General features: G+C 48.9%; 18 protein-coding genes. 15 read left to right on the forward strand and 3 right to left on the reverse strand.

The window, feature by feature from the left end; genetic code table 11:
• Positions 1 to 2: 2 nt before the first annotated feature.
• From gatB to MJO57_RS23615, 6 genes are all read left to right on the forward strand, one after another.
• On the forward strand, positions 3 to 1478 hold the full coding sequence (gatB, locus tag MJO57_RS23590) for an Asp-tRNA(Asn)/Glu-tRNA(Gln) amidotransferase subunit GatB (RefSeq protein WP_256493372.1): 1476 nt from the start codon (positions 3 to 5) through the stop codon (positions 1476 to 1478).
• 412 nt (positions 1479 to 1890) lie between these two features.
• Positions 1891 to 3072: a hypothetical protein gene (locus MJO57_RS23595; protein WP_252019194.1), complete on the forward strand. Its 1182-nt coding sequence runs from the start codon at positions 1891 to 1893 to the stop codon at positions 3070 to 3072.
• Positions 3073 to 3109: 37 nt separating this feature from the next.
• Positions 3110 to 3568, forward strand: coding sequence for a CesT family type III secretion system chaperone (locus MJO57_RS23600; RefSeq protein WP_252019196.1), 459 nt, complete (start codon positions 3110 to 3112; stop codon positions 3566 to 3568).
• Positions 3565 to 4680, forward strand: a complete 1116-nt coding sequence (locus MJO57_RS23605; protein ID WP_252019198.1) for a hypothetical protein — start codon at positions 3565 to 3567, stop codon at positions 4678 to 4680. Before MJO57_RS23600 ends, MJO57_RS23605 begins: the two co-directional genes overlap by 4 nt.
• Positions 4681 to 4872: 192 nt before the next feature.
• On the forward strand, positions 4873 to 5472 hold the full coding sequence (locus tag MJO57_RS23610) for an acyloxyacyl hydrolase (protein ID WP_252019200.1): 600 nt from the start codon (positions 4873 to 4875) through the stop codon (positions 5470 to 5472).
• 205 nt (positions 5473 to 5677) lie between these two features.
• On the forward strand, positions 5678 to 6178 hold the full coding sequence (locus tag MJO57_RS23615) for an aminoacyl-tRNA deacylase (RefSeq protein ID WP_252019202.1): 501 nt from the start codon (positions 5678 to 5680) through the stop codon (positions 6176 to 6178).
• 6 nt (positions 6179 to 6184) lie between these two features.
• Here MJO57_RS23615 and MJO57_RS23620 read toward each other — a convergent pair whose 3' ends face one another.
• Entirely contained in the window at positions 6185 to 7153 is a 969-nt protein-coding gene (locus MJO57_RS23620; protein ID WP_252027101.1) for a pentapeptide repeat-containing protein, read from the reverse strand.
• 259 nt (positions 7154 to 7412) lie between these two features.
• Between MJO57_RS23620 and MJO57_RS23625 the strand changes: the two genes are divergently transcribed.
• The 5 genes from MJO57_RS23625 (at position 7413) to MJO57_RS23645 (ending at position 11253) form a co-directional block, all read left to right on the forward strand.
• Complete coding sequence (locus tag MJO57_RS23625) at positions 7413 to 7853, forward strand: DUF1499 domain-containing protein (RefSeq protein ID WP_252019204.1); 441 nt, start codon at positions 7413 to 7415, stop codon at positions 7851 to 7853.
• A 478-nt stretch (positions 7854 to 8331) separates the two neighbouring features.
• Complete coding sequence (locus tag MJO57_RS23630; RefSeq protein WP_252019206.1) at positions 8332 to 8679, forward strand: ArsC family reductase; 348 nt, start codon at positions 8332 to 8334, stop codon at positions 8677 to 8679.
• Positions 8680 to 8705: 26 nt separating this feature from the next.
• Positions 8706 to 9743: a 2,3,4,5-tetrahydropyridine-2,6-dicarboxylate N-succinyltransferase gene (gene dapD / locus MJO57_RS23635; RefSeq protein ID WP_252019207.1), complete on the forward strand. Its 1038-nt coding sequence runs from the start codon at positions 8706 to 8708 to the stop codon at positions 9741 to 9743.
• A gap of 99 nt (positions 9744 to 9842) precedes the next feature.
• Positions 9843 to 10421: a lysophospholipid acyltransferase family protein gene (locus MJO57_RS23640; protein WP_252019209.1), complete on the forward strand. Its 579-nt coding sequence runs from the start codon at positions 9843 to 9845 to the stop codon at positions 10419 to 10421.
• Positions 10422 to 10506: 85 nt separating this feature from the next.
• Positions 10507 to 11253, forward strand: a complete 747-nt coding sequence (locus MJO57_RS23645; protein ID WP_252019211.1) for an NYN domain-containing protein — start codon at positions 10507 to 10509, stop codon at positions 11251 to 11253.
• A 75-nt stretch (positions 11254 to 11328) separates the two neighbouring features.
• Here MJO57_RS23645 and MJO57_RS23650 read toward each other — a convergent pair whose 3' ends face one another.
• Positions 11329 to 12714, reverse strand: a complete 1386-nt coding sequence (locus MJO57_RS23650) for a DEAD/DEAH box helicase (protein ID WP_252019213.1) — start codon at positions 12712 to 12714, stop codon at positions 11329 to 11331.
• A gap of 1115 nt (positions 12715 to 13829) precedes the next feature.
• Between MJO57_RS23650 and MJO57_RS23655 the strand changes: the two genes are divergently transcribed.
• The 3 genes from MJO57_RS23655 to cutA all read left to right on the forward strand — a co-directional run bounded on the left by MJO57_RS23655 (position 13830) and on the right by cutA (position 16232).
• Positions 13830 to 14732: an MIP/aquaporin family protein gene (locus MJO57_RS23655; protein ID WP_252019214.1), complete on the forward strand. Its 903-nt coding sequence runs from the start codon at positions 13830 to 13832 to the stop codon at positions 14730 to 14732.
• A complete protein-coding gene (locus MJO57_RS23660; RefSeq protein WP_252019216.1) occupies positions 14725 to 15783 on the forward strand; it encodes a methyltransferase domain-containing protein in 1059 nt (352 codons plus the stop codon). Before MJO57_RS23655 ends, MJO57_RS23660 begins: the two co-directional genes overlap by 8 nt.
• 110 nt (positions 15784 to 15893) lie before the next feature.
• Positions 15894 to 16232 (forward strand): divalent-cation tolerance protein CutA, encoded by a 339-nt coding sequence (gene cutA, locus MJO57_RS23665; RefSeq protein ID WP_252019218.1) that lies wholly within the window; start codon positions 15894 to 15896, stop codon positions 16230 to 16232.
• A 189-nt stretch (positions 16233 to 16421) separates the two neighbouring features.
• On the opposite strand, the gene MJO57_RS23670 is transcribed toward cutA, so the two are convergent.
• Positions 16422 to 17720, reverse strand: coding sequence for an FAD-binding oxidoreductase (locus tag MJO57_RS23670; RefSeq protein WP_252019219.1), 1299 nt, complete (start codon positions 17718 to 17720; stop codon positions 16422 to 16424).
• 362 nt (positions 17721 to 18082) lie between these two features.
• Between MJO57_RS23670 and MJO57_RS23675 the strand changes: the two genes are divergently transcribed.
• Complete coding sequence (locus tag MJO57_RS23675) at positions 18083 to 19429, forward strand: glutamine synthetase family protein (protein ID WP_252019221.1); 1347 nt, start codon at positions 18083 to 18085, stop codon at positions 19427 to 19429.
• Positions 19430 to 19466 lie beyond the last annotated feature (37 nt).

Below are 19466 nucleotides of genomic sequence, written 5' to 3' on the forward strand. Positions count from 1 at the left end.
GTATAGGACACAGTAATATGCAATGGGAAACTGTTATCGGGCTGGAGATTCACGTCCAGCTCGCCACTAAAACCAAGATATTCTCCGGTGCATCCACCGCCTTTGGTGCCGCACCCAACACCCAGGCCTGTGCGGTAGACCTTGGCCTGCCTGGCATCCTGCCCGTGGTTAACGAAGAAGCCATCAATATGGCCATTAAGTTTGGCCTGTGCATCGATGCCGAAATAAACAAGGTGAATGTTTTCGAGCGTAAAAACTACTTCTACCCGGATCTGCCTAAAGGCTATCAGACCACCCAGCTGGAAAAGCCAATAGTGGGCGCTGGTCATGTGGATATCACATTGGCGGATGGCTCCACTAAAAGCATTCGCATCCACCACGCTCACCTTGAGGAAGATGCGGGCAAAAGCCTGCACGAAGGTTCTTTTAATGGAGAGCATGGCATGTCAGGGATTGACCTGAACCGCGCTGGCACTCCCCTGATTGAGATTGTCACAGAACCTGATATCCGCAATGCAGAGGAAGCGGTTGCCTTTGCCAAAAAGCTGCATTCTATTGTGACTACACTGGGCATCTGCGATGGCGATATGTCCCAGGGTTCCATGCGGTTTGATGTTAACGTCTCCGTTCGTCCGAAAGGACAAAAAGAGTTCGGCACCCGCACGGAAACCAAAAACCTGAACTCCTTCAAGTTTATGGAGGCCGCCATCCTCAAAGAGGTAGAACGCCAGATCGACTTGATTGAAGATGGCGGAACCGTTATCCAGGAGACCCGTCTCTATAACGGTGATACCGGCGAAGCCCGCTCTATGCGCAGCAAAGAAGAAGCAAACGATTACCGCTACTTCCCCTGCCCTGACCTGCTGCCGGTTGTTATTGACGACAGTCGTCTTGAAAAACTGAAGGCTGAAATGCCGGAAATGCCCGATGCCAAAAAAGCACGATTTATCGCTGATTTTGGCCTGAGTGATTACGATGCCGAAATACTTTCCGCTGACCAGGCGACTGCCATCTACTTTGAAGCCACTGTCCATGCCAGTGATGATGCTAAACTGTCTGCTAACTGGATCATGGGTGAACTGTCCAGATCCCTGAATCAGCACAGCATGGCCATCAGCGACAGTCCGGTGACTGCCGACAGGCTCGGCGGCCTGATCAGGCGCATCAAAGACAACACCATCTCCGGCAAGATCGCCAAAGAGGTCTTTGAAGTGCTCTGGCAAGGTGAGTGCAGCACTGCCGATGAAGTGATCGAGAAAAAAGGCCTTAAGCAGGTAACCGATACCGGTGCCATTGAAGCCATGATCGATGAAGTGCTGGCCAACAATGCCCAGCAGGTTGAGAATTATCGTGTGGCTCCAGAGGACAAACGCGGTAAAATGATCGGCTTCTTTGTGGGTCAGTGTATGAAAGCGTCTAAAGGTAAAGCCAACCCCGGCATGGTCAATCACATTCTGAAACAGAAGTTGGATGGCTAAGCATTAACGTGTGGTGTCCACGGTCGGCCAGAATATGCAACTGTTGGCTGAGGCTGATCAGAGCGGCTTTTACAGTGCATTGGCGGTGGTAGCAGAAGCGTTTCTGTGAGAAGTCGCTGATGCTTATGAAGTGACAGCTGAGCCCCCTCAGCTGTACCGATAAGCTCTTTGCGTTGTCGACAGGTGAGCATCAGGTTGCAGAAAACCATAAAAAAACAGGTTCCCTGTCCGATACAGTTGAAAACGCCCCCGGGGCTGTTGATGTTTCAACCCACTGATTTTGTGATGGCACGTTAGCAGACCTTTAGCCTCGGTAATCAATGACCGGTTTACCACCTACTATATAAGCATCAGCAAAGGATCTTATATGGTGAATTTTCTTCGGCATCAGGGGCATATATCAGGGATAATTATGCCAATAAAACCGTCCGATGGGACAGGTCAAAAGCCTGTTTCCGTAACGAAGCCCGATGATTGCTCTGAAAAAAAAGAGTCCTCGTCTTTTGCCACAGGGGTATTCAGGCATTGGCATACGCTCGGGCAAACGATTGAAAAAAAGCTGAAGAGAGCAAGGAGAATACCAGAATTACCAAACGCTCGGGAGAATATCAAGCGTGTTCCTGAGACCGGGGAGAGCTCCCCGATGGTTATTACAAAAATTCATGAACTTCGCAAAGGAAAAATAGTTTATGAGGATTTTGTGTCCTGGCTGAACAAGGATCTGGCCGGGGTTATTCAGGAGCTTGAATTGTATAATCAGCTGCATGGCTTGCAGGAAAAACTTACTCTTTTACGCTCTGAGAAGGATATAGGGCGGCAAAAAAACATCATGGAATCAATATCGCCATTGATTGCAAAGATTGTTAAACATCAAGATGATCTCATCAGACCTGAGAGCCGGCATCTGATTGAACAGTTCAACCGCAGTTCGGGGCATGACGCTGATGCGACTAATGCCGTTTTGGCCTCTCTGAAAGATGATATTGACCATCTCGGTTCCAGAATCGCGGAAGCCGGAAGAGTACCCATCTTAAATAAAGAGCTCACGCGTGATTTGCAACTTGATTACTTTTACTCAAACTGTTGTTTTTCCGCTGAGGATATTCAATTACTCAAGCCGCTAAAATCCGAGGATAACGTTATCTTTCACCTGAAAGGGTCTATTATCAGGCCCTTCGTTAAGGAAAGCCTTAAGCACAAATCGCCCATTAATGCGCTTGCCCAATTAAATCCGGCTGCGGTCAGGGAGGCAGAGGAGGCCAGAATGCAGTGGGTTCTGGATCAGGGCATTTCCGGAATAAAACACACCCGGAAGATACTGGGTCGACCTCAATCCCTTCGGCAAGATCTGCAAGATCTGCAAGATCTGCTCAATATCTCTACCCCGGTGCCAGGAAACGAAAAACAGTGGAGCAGAATAAAACGTGATGTTGACGCTTTTCTTCAGGATGAACAGAAAAAAAGGCATATGGTAGAAACCAGTGCCTTTGTGATGAAGATCCATAAACGGTTGAAAGCGTTAAGTCTGCCAGAACGGCATCAGTTAACGTCGTGGCCATCACTTTATACTGACTACATTTCACAGGGCTATTGAAAACGACCGTTTAGTAGGTTTTTACAGGTTTAAGCTAATGTCAGATTCACATGAGCACTTCGAGCTGCTGATACAACATCTTAATGACCTTTCTGGTCAGAAGTTCCCCATGATAGATAGTGCCTGTACGCTGTTTAATGAAAAGAATGAGATTGCGGCGGTGGTTGAGCTGCCAGAAAGCAGCGACCTGTTGTTATTTCATAGACTTGTCGCCAGACTCCCATCCGACCCAGAGACCCGAAACGGCAGAGCATTGCAATTACTGACGCTCAATGGAGTCCCGGACAAGCTTCAGGGAGCCTGGTTTTCTATTGATCCGGAAGGCTATGGTATCTACCTGATGACCGGTCATCCGATTGATAATCTCAGTACCAATGGGTTTGAAAGCCTTTTAATGAATTTTATTCATTTGGCTGATACTCTGGCATCAGAACTGGCTGATGAGGAACAGGAACTTGCCAAGGTTTCACCAAATCACCCGGGGGTGCCAATATGAGTTTCGGTGTAGATGGGGCACCAGGCTCGGCACCAAAGTTTCAATCAGCGGCGGCAGGGTTATCTCCTAAAGATAACAGCAATGTAGTAGAGAGTGGAAAAAGTGATAGCTTCAGAAAGTTTCAACCAGGAACTCATGCTCAACCCGGGAGAGTCCGGGGGTTCTTTCAATCTCTTTTTGGTAAGCCTCCTGAAACCGTGGAGACTCTGATTGCAAAATCATCTAAATCTTATGCCGTTAAATCTGAACCTCCAGTTAGTGCAGAAAAAAAATTTCAACTGGCGATTGATGCTCAAATAGCAGCCTTTCCCTACCATCGATCACTGGAGAAAGTGGCTAGTGCCACAGAAATGGTTAAATCACAGCCCGGTATTGATCCAGAAGTAGCAAAACATCTGAACTTTGGACAGTGGGACACGGCTCGGCCTCTGGCGTTAGATGCTGCCAAAGTAACCGGACTCTCTGTGAAAGGTTCAGAAGGCCTGATTCATGATAAAAAATCCGGCTTAACCGCTTATATTCTTCATAACCCGGTAACAAAAGAGGTTCGTCTGGTATTTGGTGGCACAACCTCAGGGGAGAGTACTGGAGGACTCGGCAAGCGCGCTTTACTGAATGGCATCTTCTCTCTTAATCAGTGGATTGCCAATGCTAAAAATGCCGTATTAGGAAAAACCCCTGATAGCTATGAGCAGGCGAGACAGTTAACCCAAAATGTGCAAATGATGGTGGCCAGCGACCCCGTTTATAATGGTTTTACCTTCACAGTTTCAGGGCACTCCAAAGGCGGAGGGGAAGCAGCTTACGCCGCTCTGTCTTTGGATAAACCGGTGAAGGCCATTTGCTTTTCCAGCGCAGAGCTGGGCAAAGAGATGCGAGATTCGATACCAGAAAAGACCAAAGCACAGGCTGCCAGATATATCACCCATTACAACATTCAGGGAGATATTGTTCCAAACATAGGCAGGGTAGCCCATGGTCTCGGCCATATCGGCAAGGTGACTACACTGCCTGCCGAGCACAGCTGGAATAGCCCTTTAGATCGGCACGACAAGTTCACCCGTCACATCAATAACTTTGTCACTTCATCTACCAAACCTCTAAAACAGTAGGTGGGGCAACCGCGATTACGTTGCTTTCAATCCCTTCAGCCTTTCTTGTTCAATTCGTAAAGCGGGACTTAAGACAGGATGAGGATTTTGTTAATTCGTGATATAAATCAGGAGACATTAATCAGAATAAAAACGATCAGCAGGCGGTTCCGCTAGTGCGTTTAGCCACCACCTGCTAAAAAGGATTTCCGGATGAAAAAGATATTTCTTCTTGCAGTAATCCCAACCTTGCCACTATTGACTCATGCCGCCCTGCTACCGGACAGAGCCAGCTTCGCCTATGGGCAGTTTTTTTCACCTTTTACCAACCGGCATGCAGAAATCGATCAATACCGGCTGGGTCTGGCCTGGGAACTTTCGGATGAACTCTGGTCTACTCACAACGTTCTTATACAAAGTTATGTTGAACTGGCTTTAAGCCAATGGAGAAGCCGCTTAAATCCCACTGACGATATCCCTGGAATTGGCGCTGACAGGGTAAAACAAATAAGCCTGAGCCCTGTTTTTCGCTTCACCAGCACCAGCCCTTTATTTGCTGAAACCTCACCTTTTCTGGATCTTGGTGTTAGCGTCAGTTATCAGAGCAAAGAGGATATTGAGCAGCAACATCCGTCCGGCATCAATATGGGGGGACACTGGCAGTTTGAAACCCGGGCAATGGTTGGGCTGAACCTTGGGGAGAGTAAGCCATTTGAAGTCAGCTATGGCTGGATGCACTACTCCAATGCCTACCTGAATGATGCTAACGAGGGGCTTGATTTTCAAACCCTGCAGATGACGTATCTATTTTAACAGTCAGTGTTATCAATAACCACTGGAAGGTGTTCATTTTACGGTCTATTCCGAGAATGGCAAATAACGATATTAAAACAAAGTTATTAATACTTTTTTAGCTTAAAAACCGCTGCATATTGAACAATATTTCAACAACTTTGCGTATAGACTTTATAAAACAGCTGTTCAATATTTCTGCGAATGATTTTTGAGGGTGTGTCTGATGTCTATCGCTCCAAAACTTCAGGCTTTTTTAAATCATAACCAGGTAGATTATGAAGTGGTCAGTCACCCTTATTCCGACCGCGCGCTCAACATTGCCCATGTCGCCTGTGTTCCTGTTAAAAACATGGCCAAAGCCGTCGTTCTTGAAGATGAGGAAGGTTACGTTATGGCCATCGTTCCCTCCATGAACAAATTAATGCCGCGATGGATAAACGCAAAACTGAATCGACAGCTTCACCTTGCCAGCGAACACCGCCTTGAGGAGCTTTTCCCGGACTGCGAGATGGGAGCAGTGCCTGCCATGGGCATTGCCTATGGTATGAAAACCTGCTGGGATGATGAGCTCAACGCCGTTCAGGACCTTTACTTTCAGGGAGGTAATCACCGGGAGCTGGTGCATATCCAGAGAGAGCATTTTAAAAAGCTGCTTCAGGGCCAGCCACATGCTGCCATCAGCTGTGACCCGGAGGAAGCGGAGGCGTATTCAACAAACAACTAAACCCGTTTAGCGAATCGTCTTCTTGACGAACAGTACGACAAAAAGTGCCAGAGAAAAACTGCCAGTGAATGCTTCACAGGCAGCGACCATTCGGGACAGCCCCAATGGGGTCAGATCACCGTAGCCCAGGGTAGTAAATGTCACCACGCTGAAATAAAGACAATCAAGCCAATACCGGAGGTTCTGTACCAGCTCAAGATTTTGGCTGAATCGAACCACACTGTCGCCATCCTGAATCCCGGTGAACAGATAAATGAAAGAGCAGAAAAGAATTAAAGCCATGGAAAAAAACACCACGCGCAAAGGCGATTCACCATAACCACTGATTTTATCAACCAGATAGGAAAGCATTCGTTGCCGTGAGTATTTAGGCATCTGCAACCGGTGAAAGACCCTTTCCTGATAGTAAAAACGACCGGCTACCCTCATCATTCCAAGGTTTTCACAATGGCGGCGAATATTTCTGGCGGATTCCTCCGCTTCTTCGAACAATGCCCCGGCATTGTCAGGATTGGCAGCAGCTTCTCTTTCCTGGTAAAGCTTATCGCCCCAGTGAACATGGTCCAGCAGACTGTTCTTCAGATTCACACCCAGCAGATTGCAACCCTCAAGATTTGCCCTGTGCAGGTTGGCATTGGCAAGATTTGCTTTTAACAGTCGGGAACCTGACAGATCCACACGATAAAAATGCCCATTACACAGACTGGCCCTGCTCAAATCACAATTAACCAATTGGTAGGGGTTGCCACCACTATGGTTCACCAGGTCGATGTTATCCAGGTTAGCCTTACGAAGAATGAACCCCTCCATGGGCCGCCCCGTTTCTGCCCTCGTTTCCAGCCGGGCTTTTACCTCATCACCGGTTTTATCCACATCAGGGTCATGCCAGAAGCAAAACCGGCTTCCTGGCTCCGCCGTATCCTGGCAACGACCATATTTTCCCAAAAAAGAGCAATGATGCTCTGATCCCTGCACCTGATTCAAACCATAAACCCTGTATTTTTCACCGCATTCTGCTTGATATATCGGCTTGCTTATGACGGGATTTACCTTGTCAACGGCTTTACAGATCGCTCACTTTTCAACACACTGAACAACCCCGGCCCAAAGAGGATGCTTCCATGAATAGGGATTCAGCAACAGCAAAAAGGTGGCAATACAACTGGAAAACGTTGTGTCCTTCTTGTTTAGTGATAAATAAATCACCACCATTTTTTGCAAGGAACCAAGAACAGTGAATAAATCCGCGCACTGCATCCTGCCACTATTTTTATTACTGTCCAGCGTTTGGGGACATGCTGAGATCCCGGAACTCACCTGCCCAAAAAGCCCGAACTGCGTCAGCAGCCTCGCTTACGGCAAACAAAATATTGCCCCCCTCACCTTTCATCAATCGGATACCTCACAGATCAAGGAAAAACTGATAGGCACTTTACAGAGCTGGCCCAATGCAGAGATCCTCAGCAGCAATGACCAGATCATTATTACGGTGTTCACCACCCCCTGGCTGAAATTCAAGGACGACCTGATACTAATTATCCGACCGAACAGCACTGTCGATGTCCGCTCCTCCTCTCGTGTTGGCTATTATGATTTCGGTACCAATCGCCGTCGTATCGAACGATTAAGAACAGCACTTGGTGATGAAAACAAAATTTATACAGGGTCAAAATAAGACTCTGTACCCATTGAATTAACCCATCAGCGCTGGAGGCTTTCCGAAAGCGTCAGTGTTAGAAGGTAGGACTACCTGGTTTTTAAAAACCAGGTTTCTTGCCATTTGATAATGGGTTTGTCGTTCTGCCACTCCACCGGGAGCATGATGACACGCCCCTTGTCTGGATCATAAATGCTGGGCTTATCTGGGTAGCGATCACCCGAATATACCCATTGATCACCTATTGGTAAGAACCAACGATGCTGAGACTGAAACGAGTCTTGACTTTCAGGCTGCATTGCTAATTTTTCATTTTAGTCCATGGGCCAGAGAGTTTTTCAATAGCTAATTCCCGAACAACCGCCTAGGCAAACAGCTCCGGATGCGTGTATGCTTTGCTCACTTTTTGCAGCCACTGCTGAGCGCTTTAGCCTCAGTTTGCGCAACGCATAGTCATTGCTTTTGAACCAGGGCTTACTTTACCACAGGAGGCACAGTGTCCATCACCTTATATGGCATACCAAACTGCGACACCATAAAGAAAGCACGCCGCTGGCTGGAAGGTGCGGGTGTTGAGTACCGTTTTCATGACTACAGGAAAGATGGCCTGCCGAAAGACCTGCTGGAACAGTGGGCGGATGACCTGGGCTGGGAGGCACTGTTAAATCGCCGTGGAACCACCTGGCGGAAACTTCCTGAAGAAGAAAAATCAGCGATTAATGCAGAGCGGGCGATTACCCTGATGCTGGAGCAACCCGCCATGATTAAACGTCCCTTGCTGGATACGGGCAGCCAGAAGTTGTTGGGCTTTTCTGAGCAACAATACCGCAATTTATTTTCATAGCAGACGATCAAACTGAAGGAACGTTCATGAGTAAGCCGCATTTCAGTCTGGCCATTGGTGTTGGCAGCAAAAACCGGAAAGACCAGTGGCTGGAAGTATTCTATCCAAAGCCTATCCTTAATCCAGCGCCAGAACTGCTGGAAAGTATTACCAAACTGGTTAACTACACTGGGGGTAATGAGTTTATTGAGCTGGACAGCAAAACCCTGCATGCATTGGAAGATCTGTTTGTTGATATCGAGCAGACTGAACTGGCCACCATCACACGAAGCCTGGAAGAGAGTAAACAACCCCGTGTGATCACCATTCTGGAGACCGATGAGGCGCCTGCCAGCACCCCCGAGGCTTATCTCAAACTGCATCTCCTGTCACATCGTCTGGTAAAACCACACGACACCAACCTTCAGGGCATTTTCCCACTGCTGCCTAACGTAGCCTGGACCAGTGAAGGCGCCATTGACCTGGAAGAACTGCCAGCACACCAGCTCAAAGCCCGTACAGAAGGCCGGGTGCTGAGTGTCAACTCCGTGGATAAATTCCCGAAAATGACTGACTACGTTGTGCCTGCAGGTGTCCGTATCGCCCATACTGCCAGGGTTCGCCTGGGGGCTTATGTTGGTGCAGGCACTACCGTCATGCACGAAGGCTTTATCAACTTCAATGCCGGTACCGAAGGCAAGAGCATGATTGAAGGTCGTGTTTCCGCCGGTGTCATGGTTGGCGAAGGCTCTGATCTTGGTGGTGGATGCAGCACCATGGGCACCCTTTCCGGCGGCAATAACACCGTTATCTCCGTCGGTGAAAACTGTCTGATCGGTGCCAATGCCGGTCTGGGCATTCCGTTGGGCGACCGCTGCATTATCGAAGCCGGTCTTTATCTGACGGCTGCCAGTAAGGTTCAGGTGCTTGATGATCAGAAAAACGTCGTTAACGTGGTTAAAGCGGGAGACCTGGCAGGCAAATCCGATCTGCTATTCCGCAGAAACTCCCTGACCGGTGCCCTGGAATGTCTCACCAACAAATCAGCCATTGAGCTGAATGATGAGCTGCACTCCCACAACTAAGGTATTGAAACAACGCACACTGAAGAAAGGGTAGCGTATCCTGATAGCCCCGGTGCATAATACCGGAGCTATCATAAAGATCAGGTTTAAATAATAATAATGCGTCGTACGATTTTTGATACGCCTATCGTTAACAGCGGTTTTCGCTTCTTATCCCGCCTTGGTCTGAAGCTGTTCGGCTGGAAACTGCAAGGCCAGCGCCCCAACGCCCGGAAGTACGTTATCATCGCGGCACCCCATACCAGTAACTGGGACTTTGTTCTGACCATTGCCTTTGCCTTCTGTTTTCGCATGAAATTCTTCTGGATGGGAAAAAGCACCCTGTTCAAAGGACCGTTTGGCGGCATCATGAAATGGCTTGGTGGAATTCCGGTAGACCGCAGCAAGGCCAATGGCCTGGTTCAGCAAATGGTCGACACCTTCCACAACTGCACAGAACTGGCTGTCGCCATTCCCCCTGAAGGCACACGTAGCAAGGTTCGCCAATGGAAAAGTGGCTTTTACTACGTTGCTCACGGTGCCGGGGTTCCCATTGCACTGGGTTTTCTGGATTTTAAAAAGAAGGTTGGTGGCTTTGGCCCCATGTTCTTTACCAGCGGAAACTATGAGTCAGACCTGAAAAAAATACAGGCATTTTATCAAGCTGTGACGGGTAAAAATCCCCAGCAGTTTGCCTGATTCAGGCATTATAGTAACTCTGGCTTTTTACATGGTTGATCACTGGTTTATCAAAAGATAAGAAAATAACTAACAGGGAATGCCAATGGCAGAGTACAACCAGCAGAAGATTGCTCTCTTTATTGATGCCGATAATGCTCCCGCCAGAAAAATTGAGAAAATTCTCTCGGAAATGGCCAAGTATGGTGTCGTCAGTATCCGAAGAGCCTATGGCAACTGGAAGAGTCACACAATCAAAGGGTGGGAGGAGCAACTGCATGAATACGCGATCCAGCCAATCCAGCAGTTTGATTTGACCAAAGGTAAAAACGCCACCGACATGGCCATGACCATCGATGCCATGGATACACTCTACACCAAGAACATGGACGCTTTCTGCATTGTCTCTTCTGACAGTGATTTCACCCCGCTTATTATGCGCCTTCTGTCAGAAGGTAAAGTGGTTTATGGCTTTGGCGAACGAAAAGCCCCATCGCCTTTCGTTAATGCCTGCTCTCGCTTTCTCTACCTTGATGAACCCGAACATGATCCGGAGATAATCACCTCAAACAGTAAGAAAACTGGCCATGAATTGAAAGCGGATACCCGGTTGATGAACCTGATCCGCAATGCCATCGATACAGAGCAGGACGATGATGGCTGGGCATATCTTGGCAGCATCGGTGCAGTTATCGCTAACCAGACTTCCTTTGACCCAAGAAATTACGGTTATAAAAAACTGGGTGACCTGATCAGGGCTGTGGATCTGTTTGAAACTCAGGTCATGGATAATAATCAGATGTGCGTTCGTGATAAACGACGCGGTAACCATATCCAGAATGGTGGTCATTAAGTAGCTGGCCATATGGAATCGAATATTTCTGGCTACTTAGCCCCTGCTGGAAAATGAACAAAACCTCAGATTGACTTATACAGCAGCAGAAGTGCCTTGAGGGTTGGTCGTCTTGCGCCTTCGGGGCCTGCTGTTTTTTTCTGTAAACACACGGCTTGAGCTTATTTTCCCGGATCGCTTCACTGCATTACTCTGCCCCCTCTGCTGCTTACCTTCAGGTGTCTTGCCTTTTCTTCCATTCGCTTGCACAGGCCGGTCATAAGCCTTTGGCTTCTTCGGCTTTCCGGGCTTCAGTGGCTTATCAGATAGCTGAGTCACCGGAATCTCATTAACCGGTTCAAACCCCACGATTATCTCTCTGGGCAGCTGCTGATTAATCAACCGTTCAATGTCCCGAAGCTGCTTACTCTCATCAGCACAGACCAGTGAAACAGCGTGGCCATCCGCCCCTGCACGCCCTGTTCGCCCGATACGATGCACATAATCTTCCGGTACATTAGGCAGGTCGAAGTTCACCACCTGAGGCAACTGGTCAATATCAAGCCCCCGGGCAGCGATATCCGTTGCCACCAGCGCCGTAATTTCATTGTTTTTGAAATCAGCCAGCGCCCTGGTACGGGCTCCCTGACTCTTATTGCCATGAATTGCTGCCGCCAGAATCCCTTTCCCTTCCAGATGACGGGTTAGCCGGTTGGCACCGTGTTTGGTTCGGGTAAAAACCAACACCTGCTGCCAGTTATGCTCTTTAATCAACCGGGTCAGCAGTGCCGGCTTTTTACTTTTATCCACCGGATAAATACATTGCCTGACCGTTCTGGCCGTGGTATTTCGGGGAGAAACATCGATTTCTACCGGATGTTGAACAATGGTTTTAGCCAGCTGCCGAATCTCATCAGAAAACGTTGCCGAAAACATCAGGTTCTGTCTTCGCCCGGGCAACAACGCCAGAATACGACGAATATCGTGAATAAATCCCATGTCAAGCATACGGTCTGCTTCATCCAGAACCAGCACTTCCAGGTGTTTGAACTTCACCGCATTCTGATTGTAGAGATCCAGGAGTCGTCCGGGGGTGGCGACAAGAATGTCAGCACCCCGTCTCAGATTCATCATTTGCGGGTTGATTTTGACGCCGCCAAAAACCACAGAGGAACGTATTGGCAAGTGCCGACCGTAGGTGGCAACACTGTCTGCCACCTGGGCTGCCAGCTCACGGGTCGGTGTCAGAACCAGCGCACGAACCTGGTTGGGCCTTGCCCTCTCGCCACGACTGAGCAACTCCAGTATCGGCAACGTAAAACCGGCTGTTTTGCCTGTGCCTGTCTGAGCCGCTGCCATGACATCCTGCCCTGACAGAACAGCCGGTATTGCTTCCGCCTGAATGGGAGAAGGCTGCTTATAGCCCTGTTCAGTAATGGCTTGCAGAATCGGCAGGGAAAGACCGAGGTTGGCGAAGGTCATGTAAATGTCTCATTAAGGGCCACACGATTAAAACAATGGCCTGACTGGAGGGGTTTGTAGCATACAGGCTGTCAGATTACAGGGCAAAATTGTTTTGCTAGTGGAACTCATTTCAAATTTCCTAGTCGAACGATGAGTATATAAAGGAATAAAGGAGGAATTATGATGAATCCATTGAACTGTTCGGCTTCAAATAGCTATCTCTTCAATCCATCGTGTGATTGCATTACTACCATTGGTTTATCAACTATTGTCGGAGCCTCTGGCCCGTATCTTTATCATTCTTGTACGAATTGCTCTGGCCCGGGTCTATGGTCAATCGGGGCCGGGGCCGGGGCCGGTTGTCTGTTCGGTTTATGTGTTTCTGCTTGCGCCATCCCCGTCCCCCGTATCGTCGATCGTGAAATAGCCCTTGCCCCTGACCCGGATTCATCGGGCAGAGCTTCCGGTAATGAGAATGCTCCCGTGACGATCCAACCCGGTGAAATGTCTCCGTCCCAAAATATGCATAGCAATCTTAATAGTGAATATCGTATTTATAACGACGGACAATCAGGTTCTAGTGTACGTTGCTATTTAGAATCGGAACGAGAGAGATATTCAGGGAAAACAGAAATTCCATGCCTACCGCCATACCCCGATACACCACCACCAGCATACTCCGAGATTGCCGAAGCTCCACCTGCGTACAATCCGGATCATACGTGGCATCATTAAAAGCGGTCATCAGACTTATTCCACTCAAGTTACGCAGTTGAGCTCTTCAATTATTTTCAAGATAAATCCCCATGATTTTCAATTGATTGTGTTTTTGGAAGAGCTCTACCTTTGTCTTTTATTTCAAATCAATCATCCCGATAGACAATAAGTAAACTAGCATGATGCACATCCGATTGAAGCAGATGAGCAATGCTCGGAATTCTTTGAGTAATACGATCGTTTGTATGTACTGACCAAATGCAACAATTCACTGCTTTCATTCAGCCCCCCGTTCTGCTGACTCTTTGGTCGGCTCTTTTGCTAATGACAGCGTTCGGCAGATTGGTTCAGAAATACGGAACCTTTTTGCCCGCGTATCGGGCGACCAGACATAAACCATCTGGAGGATAACCGGAATGAATTATCTGAAGGGTTTTGTCGGAGAGTTTATAGGCACGTTTATTCTTGTGTTATTTGGCTGCGGTTCAGTGGCTGTCACGGTGTTATTTTCTGCCCATGCCGGGCTCTTTCAGGTGGCCATGGTCTGGGGGCTGGCAGTCACACTGGCGATTTACGCTACCCGACGTCTTTCCTGTGCCCACCTGAATCCGGCAGTGAGCATTGCCATGGTGATCAGTCGCCGGATGTCCATGACATTGTTGCCCTGCTATCTGGTTGCCCAGTTTGCCGGCGCCTTTGTGGCAGCTGCTGTGCTTTACCAGCTCTTCGCCGGCTCAATCCTGCAGTATGAATTAACCCATGACATTGTCCGTGGTACCGAATCATCCATTGCCAGTGCCATGATGTTTGGTGAGTATTACCCCAACCCGATGGCCGGACAGGTCGCTTCCGTTTCCACAGTCAATGCCTTTTTTGCTGAATGTACCGGTACCTTTGCCCTGGTATTTATGATTCTCGTCCTGACCGAAAGCTGCAATACCGGGCGACCGGACCAGGCCCTGGCCCCCCTGTTTATCGGTTTAACCGTTGTTGCCATTATCTCCATTATTGCACCACTGACCCAGGCAGGACTCAACCCGGCCAGAGATTTATCACCCCGACTGCTGGCCTCACTGTTCGGCTGGGCGAGTGCCGCGTTTCCCGATCAGCATTATGGGTTTTTAACGGTGTACGTTGTGGGTCCGATTACCGGAGGGATTATGGCCGCTTTATGTTTCATGGGTATTGTTGAGCCATTGATGAAGATCACGGATGTTGAGGAACAGGACATAAGCGACGGAACAACAGCGACAGAACAACAGCCCCGGACCAATAACAACCCTATCGTTTATAGTAAACAAGGTGACAACCATGAGTAGCCACTGCGGTAATCATCAGACCCTTAAAGAGTACTATGGCCAGATTCTTGGCGGAACAAAGGATCTGAAAACCAACGCCTGCTGTTCCGATCCCTTTACCATGCCAGCCCACATCCGCGCTATTCTGAACCAGATCGACCCGGCCATTACTGACCGGTTTTATGGCTGTGGATCACCGATTCCATCCGCCCCGGAAGGGTGTAAGGTGCTGGATCTTGGCTGCGGTACCGGCAGGGACAGCTATATTCTTGCCAGTCTGGTGGGAGAACAGGGCTATGTTATCGGTATCGATATGACTGATGAACAATTAGCGGTAGCCACCGAGCATGTACCCACCATGATGGAAAAGTTTGGTTTCCGGCAACCAAATATTGACTTCCGGCAGGGCTATATTGAAGATCTGCAAACCCCGGGGATTGAAGATAACTCCATTGATGTGGTCATTTCCAACTGCGTGATCAACCTCTCGCCCCATAAGGAAGATGTGTTCAGGGAAATTTTCCGGGTACTGAAACCCGGTGGCGAACTGCTTTTCAGTGATGTGTTTGCCGGTCAGCGAATACCAGCCCCGTTAAAAGACGACCCGGTACTGATGGGGGAATGCCTCAGCGGTGCTCTTTATATTGAAGATTTCCGTCGCCTGTTAACCGGGCTGGGTTACCCGGACTACCGGTTGCTCTCTGCCAGCCCGATCACCATTGCCAACCGGCAAATTGAGCAGAAAATTGGCAATATCGATTTTCAATCCCTGACCGTTCGGATGTTCAAGCTGGATAACCTTGAAGATATCTGTGAAGACTATGGGCAGGTGGCCATTTACCACGGTACCGTATCGGAACAGCCTCACTTTTTCCAACTGGACGACCATCACCGGTTTATCAATGGCAAACCGATGCTGGTCTGTGGCAATACCGCGGCCATGGTGCAGAATACTCGCTATGGCAGACACTTTACCGTGCATGGCGACCGGAAAACCCATTATGGCCCTTTTAACTGTCTGCCAGCAGCCGGTGATAATGGGTCTGATCGCACCACTGGCGGTTGCTGTTAAGGGCAAGCCCTACCCACCGCTCCATGAAACTGATAGATTACCAGGCTGGTAAGTGTGTTACTTACACTGTTTTCTGTCCGCTATTAGTAATGTTGTTGACCGGTTGCCAAATGCCCATAAAACCATCTACCGGGTTCTGCATGGTACTGACCACCTGCCCCAATCAACAGGAAGCTGATACCCATGCCAGGGCCATTATCGAAAAACGTCTGGGAGCCTGTGTTCAGAGCAGTCCGATTCACAGCTATTACCGGTGGGCAGGTGAAGTTCAATCAGACCCGGAGGTACTGCTTCGTATTAAAACCACCGGTGAGCGTTATCAAGCACTGGAGCAATACCTGAAAGCTGAACACAGCTATGATGTGCCTCAGATTATTCAGATATCAATAGAAAATGGCCTGCCAGAGTATCTTGACTGGGTAAGGGAAGAAACAGCGGTCAACAGATAGTAACAAATGGTCGGATACCACTTCTATGGTGAAGCCACCGACCTTGTGCGCTGTATAAGGGTGTTATTGACTATAGTTCATTGACTTGGACGTTCACCTTGCCTGAGTTCTGGCATGACTCAATGGCATCATTGAGAAAAGATCGTCCAACGTAGTCTTTCAACGTTATGAATATCAGTTAAACCCAGGCTAAACAGCCTCTTTCAGCCGATACCACAGCATCCCCAGAGCCAATAGCGGCGAACGGAAATAACGCCCACCAGGAAAGGTCATATGGCGAATATTGGCAAACACATCAAACCGTTCTGCCTGGCCGGAAATAGCCTCTGCCAGCACCCTCCCCGCCATATGGGTGGCATTGACCCCATGGCCGGAATAAGCCTGGGCAAAGTAAATGTTTGATCCCAATCGACCAATCTGCGGCATTCGGTTGGCACCAATCCCGATCATACCCCCCCACTGGTACTCAATAGTTGTGTTTTCCAGCTGAGGAAAGACCCGCAACATTTTCGGGCGAAGTGATGCGACAATATCGTTTGGATCGCGCCCGGAGTAATTGCACATACCACCAAACAACAGTCGTTTATCAGCAGATAAACGGAAGTAATCCAGAGCAATACTGACATCACAGATAGCTGAGTCGTTGGGTATCAGGTTTTGCCAGACCTTTTCCTGCAGTTTTTCAGTAGCAATGATATAACTGCCCGCCGGTAACACCTTCCCACCAATCGTTGGCTCCAGGTTCCCCAGATAGGCATTTCCTGCCAACACCAGAAACTGACAGGTTACCGAACCTTTTGCCGTTGCAACCCCGGGCAGGTTGCCCTTGTGAATTTTCACAACCGGCGAATTTTCAAAAAACTGAACCCCTAACCCTTCTGCAACACGCGCCTCACCCAGACAAAGATTCAATGGGTGCAGGTGACCACTGCCCGAATCCAGCATGCCGCCCATATACCGGTCAGAATTTACATACTGTTTGATATCATCCTGCGACAGCAGTCGAAGCTCATGGGCATAATGGCGTTTTTTCAGGGACTGATAATCTTCGGTAATGTGATCCATCTGTTTTGCCTTGATCGCCGCATCGACATACCCCATTTTCAAGTCACACTGAATGTCGTATTTCCGGACCCGCTCGCGCACCAGCTCAACAGCTTCAAACCCCATCTGATGGATTGCCTCCACCCCATCAGTGCCGATCTGGCTGCTAAACTGCTCTGGCTCTGTACCAATCCCGCGAATCAGCTGACCACCATTTCGCCCTGTCGCCCCCCAACCGATTTTACGGGCTTCCAGAACCGCAACACGATAGCCTCGTTCAGCCAGCTCCAGGGCTGTAGCGACGCCAGAAAAACCACCGCCAACCACACAGATATCGACGGACAGGTTACCTTCCAGTTCCGGGTAATCGGTTGCAAAGTTCAGTGAAGCGGCGTAGTAGGAGTCAGCGTGAGCGTCGGTATGCACCGGTGCTTTGAGTTTCATAGTCCATACCCTGTTCAGAGGCTTATCGGTTTAATCCAGTGCAATCCAGGTGTACTTCTGTGAAGGCTTCAGAAGGTCGTCATAACGGCTCCTGTTCTTATTTTGCAGGGGGGTGGGTGGGTGGTTGGAACCAAATGCACATTAACGAAATGCAGTACTTGATTCAATACAGATTGTTTGAAATATTGTGCACACTATTTGCAATACTGTGCGCGAAAAAATAAAGGTAAGGGATATGTCGAAGCACGCCCACAGCAATTGTCCATATAAGGCCACAAGACCACGAATATTGCCTCAGCCTGTCGAACAAGACATGACCGATAGTGACATCGTCATCAATCAGAACGATAAAAAATGCGATTATGAAAAAGCTGGCCAGCTGGTTAAAAGAGCGAAAAATCACCGAAGTTGAAGCCGTTATCTCTGACTTTACCGGCATCGCCCGTGGCAAGATCATGCCCAGCAACAAATTTATTGCTGAGAAAGGGATACGCCTTCCGGAAAGTGTGCTGATTCAGGGGGTCACCGGCGATTACGTCGACGATGAGATTTATAACGAACTGATGAGCCCGGCAGAGATCGATATGATTCTCAAGCCGGATGAGTCCGCTGTCCATATGGTGCCCTGGGCACTGGAGCCAACCGCACTGGTTATTCATGACTGCTATGACAAACAGGGCAATCTGATCAGCATCGCTCCCAGGACTGTGCTCAAAAATGTTCTGGCGCTATATGAAGCCAGAGGCTGGACGCCGGTTGTTGCGCCGGAGCTTGAATTTTATCTGACCAGGAGGACGGCCAATCCCGACCATCCCCTTCAGCCTCCCGTAGGCCGTTCGGGTCGCCCTGAATCCGGTCGACAGTCTTACAGTATTGATGCCGCCAATGAATATGACCCACTCTTTGAGGACGTCTATGACTGGTGTGAAGAACAGGGGCTGGATATAGATACTCTGATTCATGAGGAAGGTGCAGCCCAGATGGAGATCAATTTCCGTCACGGTGGCGCACTGTCTTTAGCAGATCAGGTATTTGTATTCAAAAGAACCGTCCGCGAAGCAGCATTAAAGCATGATATTAATGCCACCTTTATGGCAAAGCCCATCAGTGGCGAGCCTGGTAGCTCAATGCACCTGCACCAGAACGTTCTGGATAACAAGGGGAAGAACATCTTCAGCAACGAAGATGGCACAGCCAGCAAGATGATCTACCACTACATTGGTGGACTTCAACAGTATGTCTCTGAAGCCATGCCGCTTTTTGCTCCCAATGTAAACTCCTACCGTCGTTTTCTCAGGGATACCTCAGCGCCGGTTAACCTTGCCTGGGGCATCGATAATCGCACCGTAAGTCTGAGAATTCCCGACTCATCGGCAGCAGGCCGCCGCGTTGAAAACCGGCTCGCCGGAGCAGATGCCAACCCTTACCTGGCTTTTGCTGCCTCCCTGCTCTGTGGTTACCTCGGTATGATTAATGAAGCTGAGCCAACGGCAGCAGTCGCCGGAAATGCCTCTGAAGATTCTAACGACAAGAGACTTCCCCTTAACCTTGAGGAAGCCCTTGAGCTGATGGAACAGAGTGTAATACTTAAAGAGACTCTGGGAACCCAGTTTGTTCGTTCCTATGTTGAAGTGAAGCGTGCCGAATACCAGAACTTCAAAGAGATTATCAGCTCCTGGGAGCGTGAATACCTGCAGATGACGGTGTGATTGCCCGGATAATGAATCAGTCAGTGGCAGAGTGGCC

This window comes from Endozoicomonas sp. SCSIO W0465, from assembly GCF_023716865.1.
Classification (GTDB): domain Bacteria; phylum Pseudomonadota; class Gammaproteobacteria; order Pseudomonadales; family Endozoicomonadaceae; genus Endozoicomonas.

Coding starts and splice junctions, on each gene's coding strand:
- MJO57_RS23600 (WP_252019196.1), top strand. CDS start 3,110: ATGTCAGATTCACATGAGCACTTCGAGCTGCTGATACAACATCTTAAT.
- MJO57_RS23595 (WP_252019194.1), top strand. CDS start 1,891: ATGCCAATAAAACCGTCCGATGGGACAGGTCAAAAGCCTGTTTCCGTA.
- MJO57_RS23605 (WP_252019198.1), top strand. CDS start 3,565: ATGAGTTTCGGTGTAGATGGGGCACCAGGCTCGGCACCAAAGTTTCAA.
- MJO57_RS23610 (WP_252019200.1), top strand. CDS start 4,873: ATGAAAAAGATATTTCTTCTTGCAGTAATCCCAACCTTGCCACTATTG.
- MJO57_RS23615 (WP_252019202.1), top strand. CDS start 5,678: ATGTCTATCGCTCCAAAACTTCAGGCTTTTTTAAATCATAACCAGGTA.
- MJO57_RS23640 (WP_252019209.1), top strand. CDS start 9,843: ATGCGTCGTACGATTTTTGATACGCCTATCGTTAACAGCGGTTTTCGC.
- dapD (WP_252019207.1), top strand. CDS start 8,706: ATGAGTAAGCCGCATTTCAGTCTGGCCATTGGTGTTGGCAGCAAAAAC.
- MJO57_RS23655 (WP_252019214.1), top strand. CDS start 13,830: ATGAATTATCTGAAGGGTTTTGTCGGAGAGTTTATAGGCACGTTTATT.
- MJO57_RS23675 (WP_252019221.1), top strand. CDS start 18,083: ATGAAAAAGCTGGCCAGCTGGTTAAAAGAGCGAAAAATCACCGAAGTT.
- MJO57_RS23660 (WP_252019216.1), top strand. CDS start 14,725: ATGAGTAGCCACTGCGGTAATCATCAGACCCTTAAAGAGTACTATGGC.
- MJO57_RS23670 (WP_252019219.1), bottom strand. CDS start 17,720: ATGAAACTCAAAGCACCGGTGCATACCGACGCTCACGCTGACTCCTAC.
- MJO57_RS23645 (WP_252019211.1), top strand. CDS start 10,507: ATGGCAGAGTACAACCAGCAGAAGATTGCTCTCTTTATTGATGCCGAT.
- MJO57_RS23650 (WP_252019213.1), bottom strand. CDS start 12,714: ATGACCTTCGCCAACCTCGGTCTTTCCCTGCCGATTCTGCAAGCCATT.
- cutA (WP_252019218.1), top strand. CDS start 15,894: ATGCCCATAAAACCATCTACCGGGTTCTGCATGGTACTGACCACCTGC.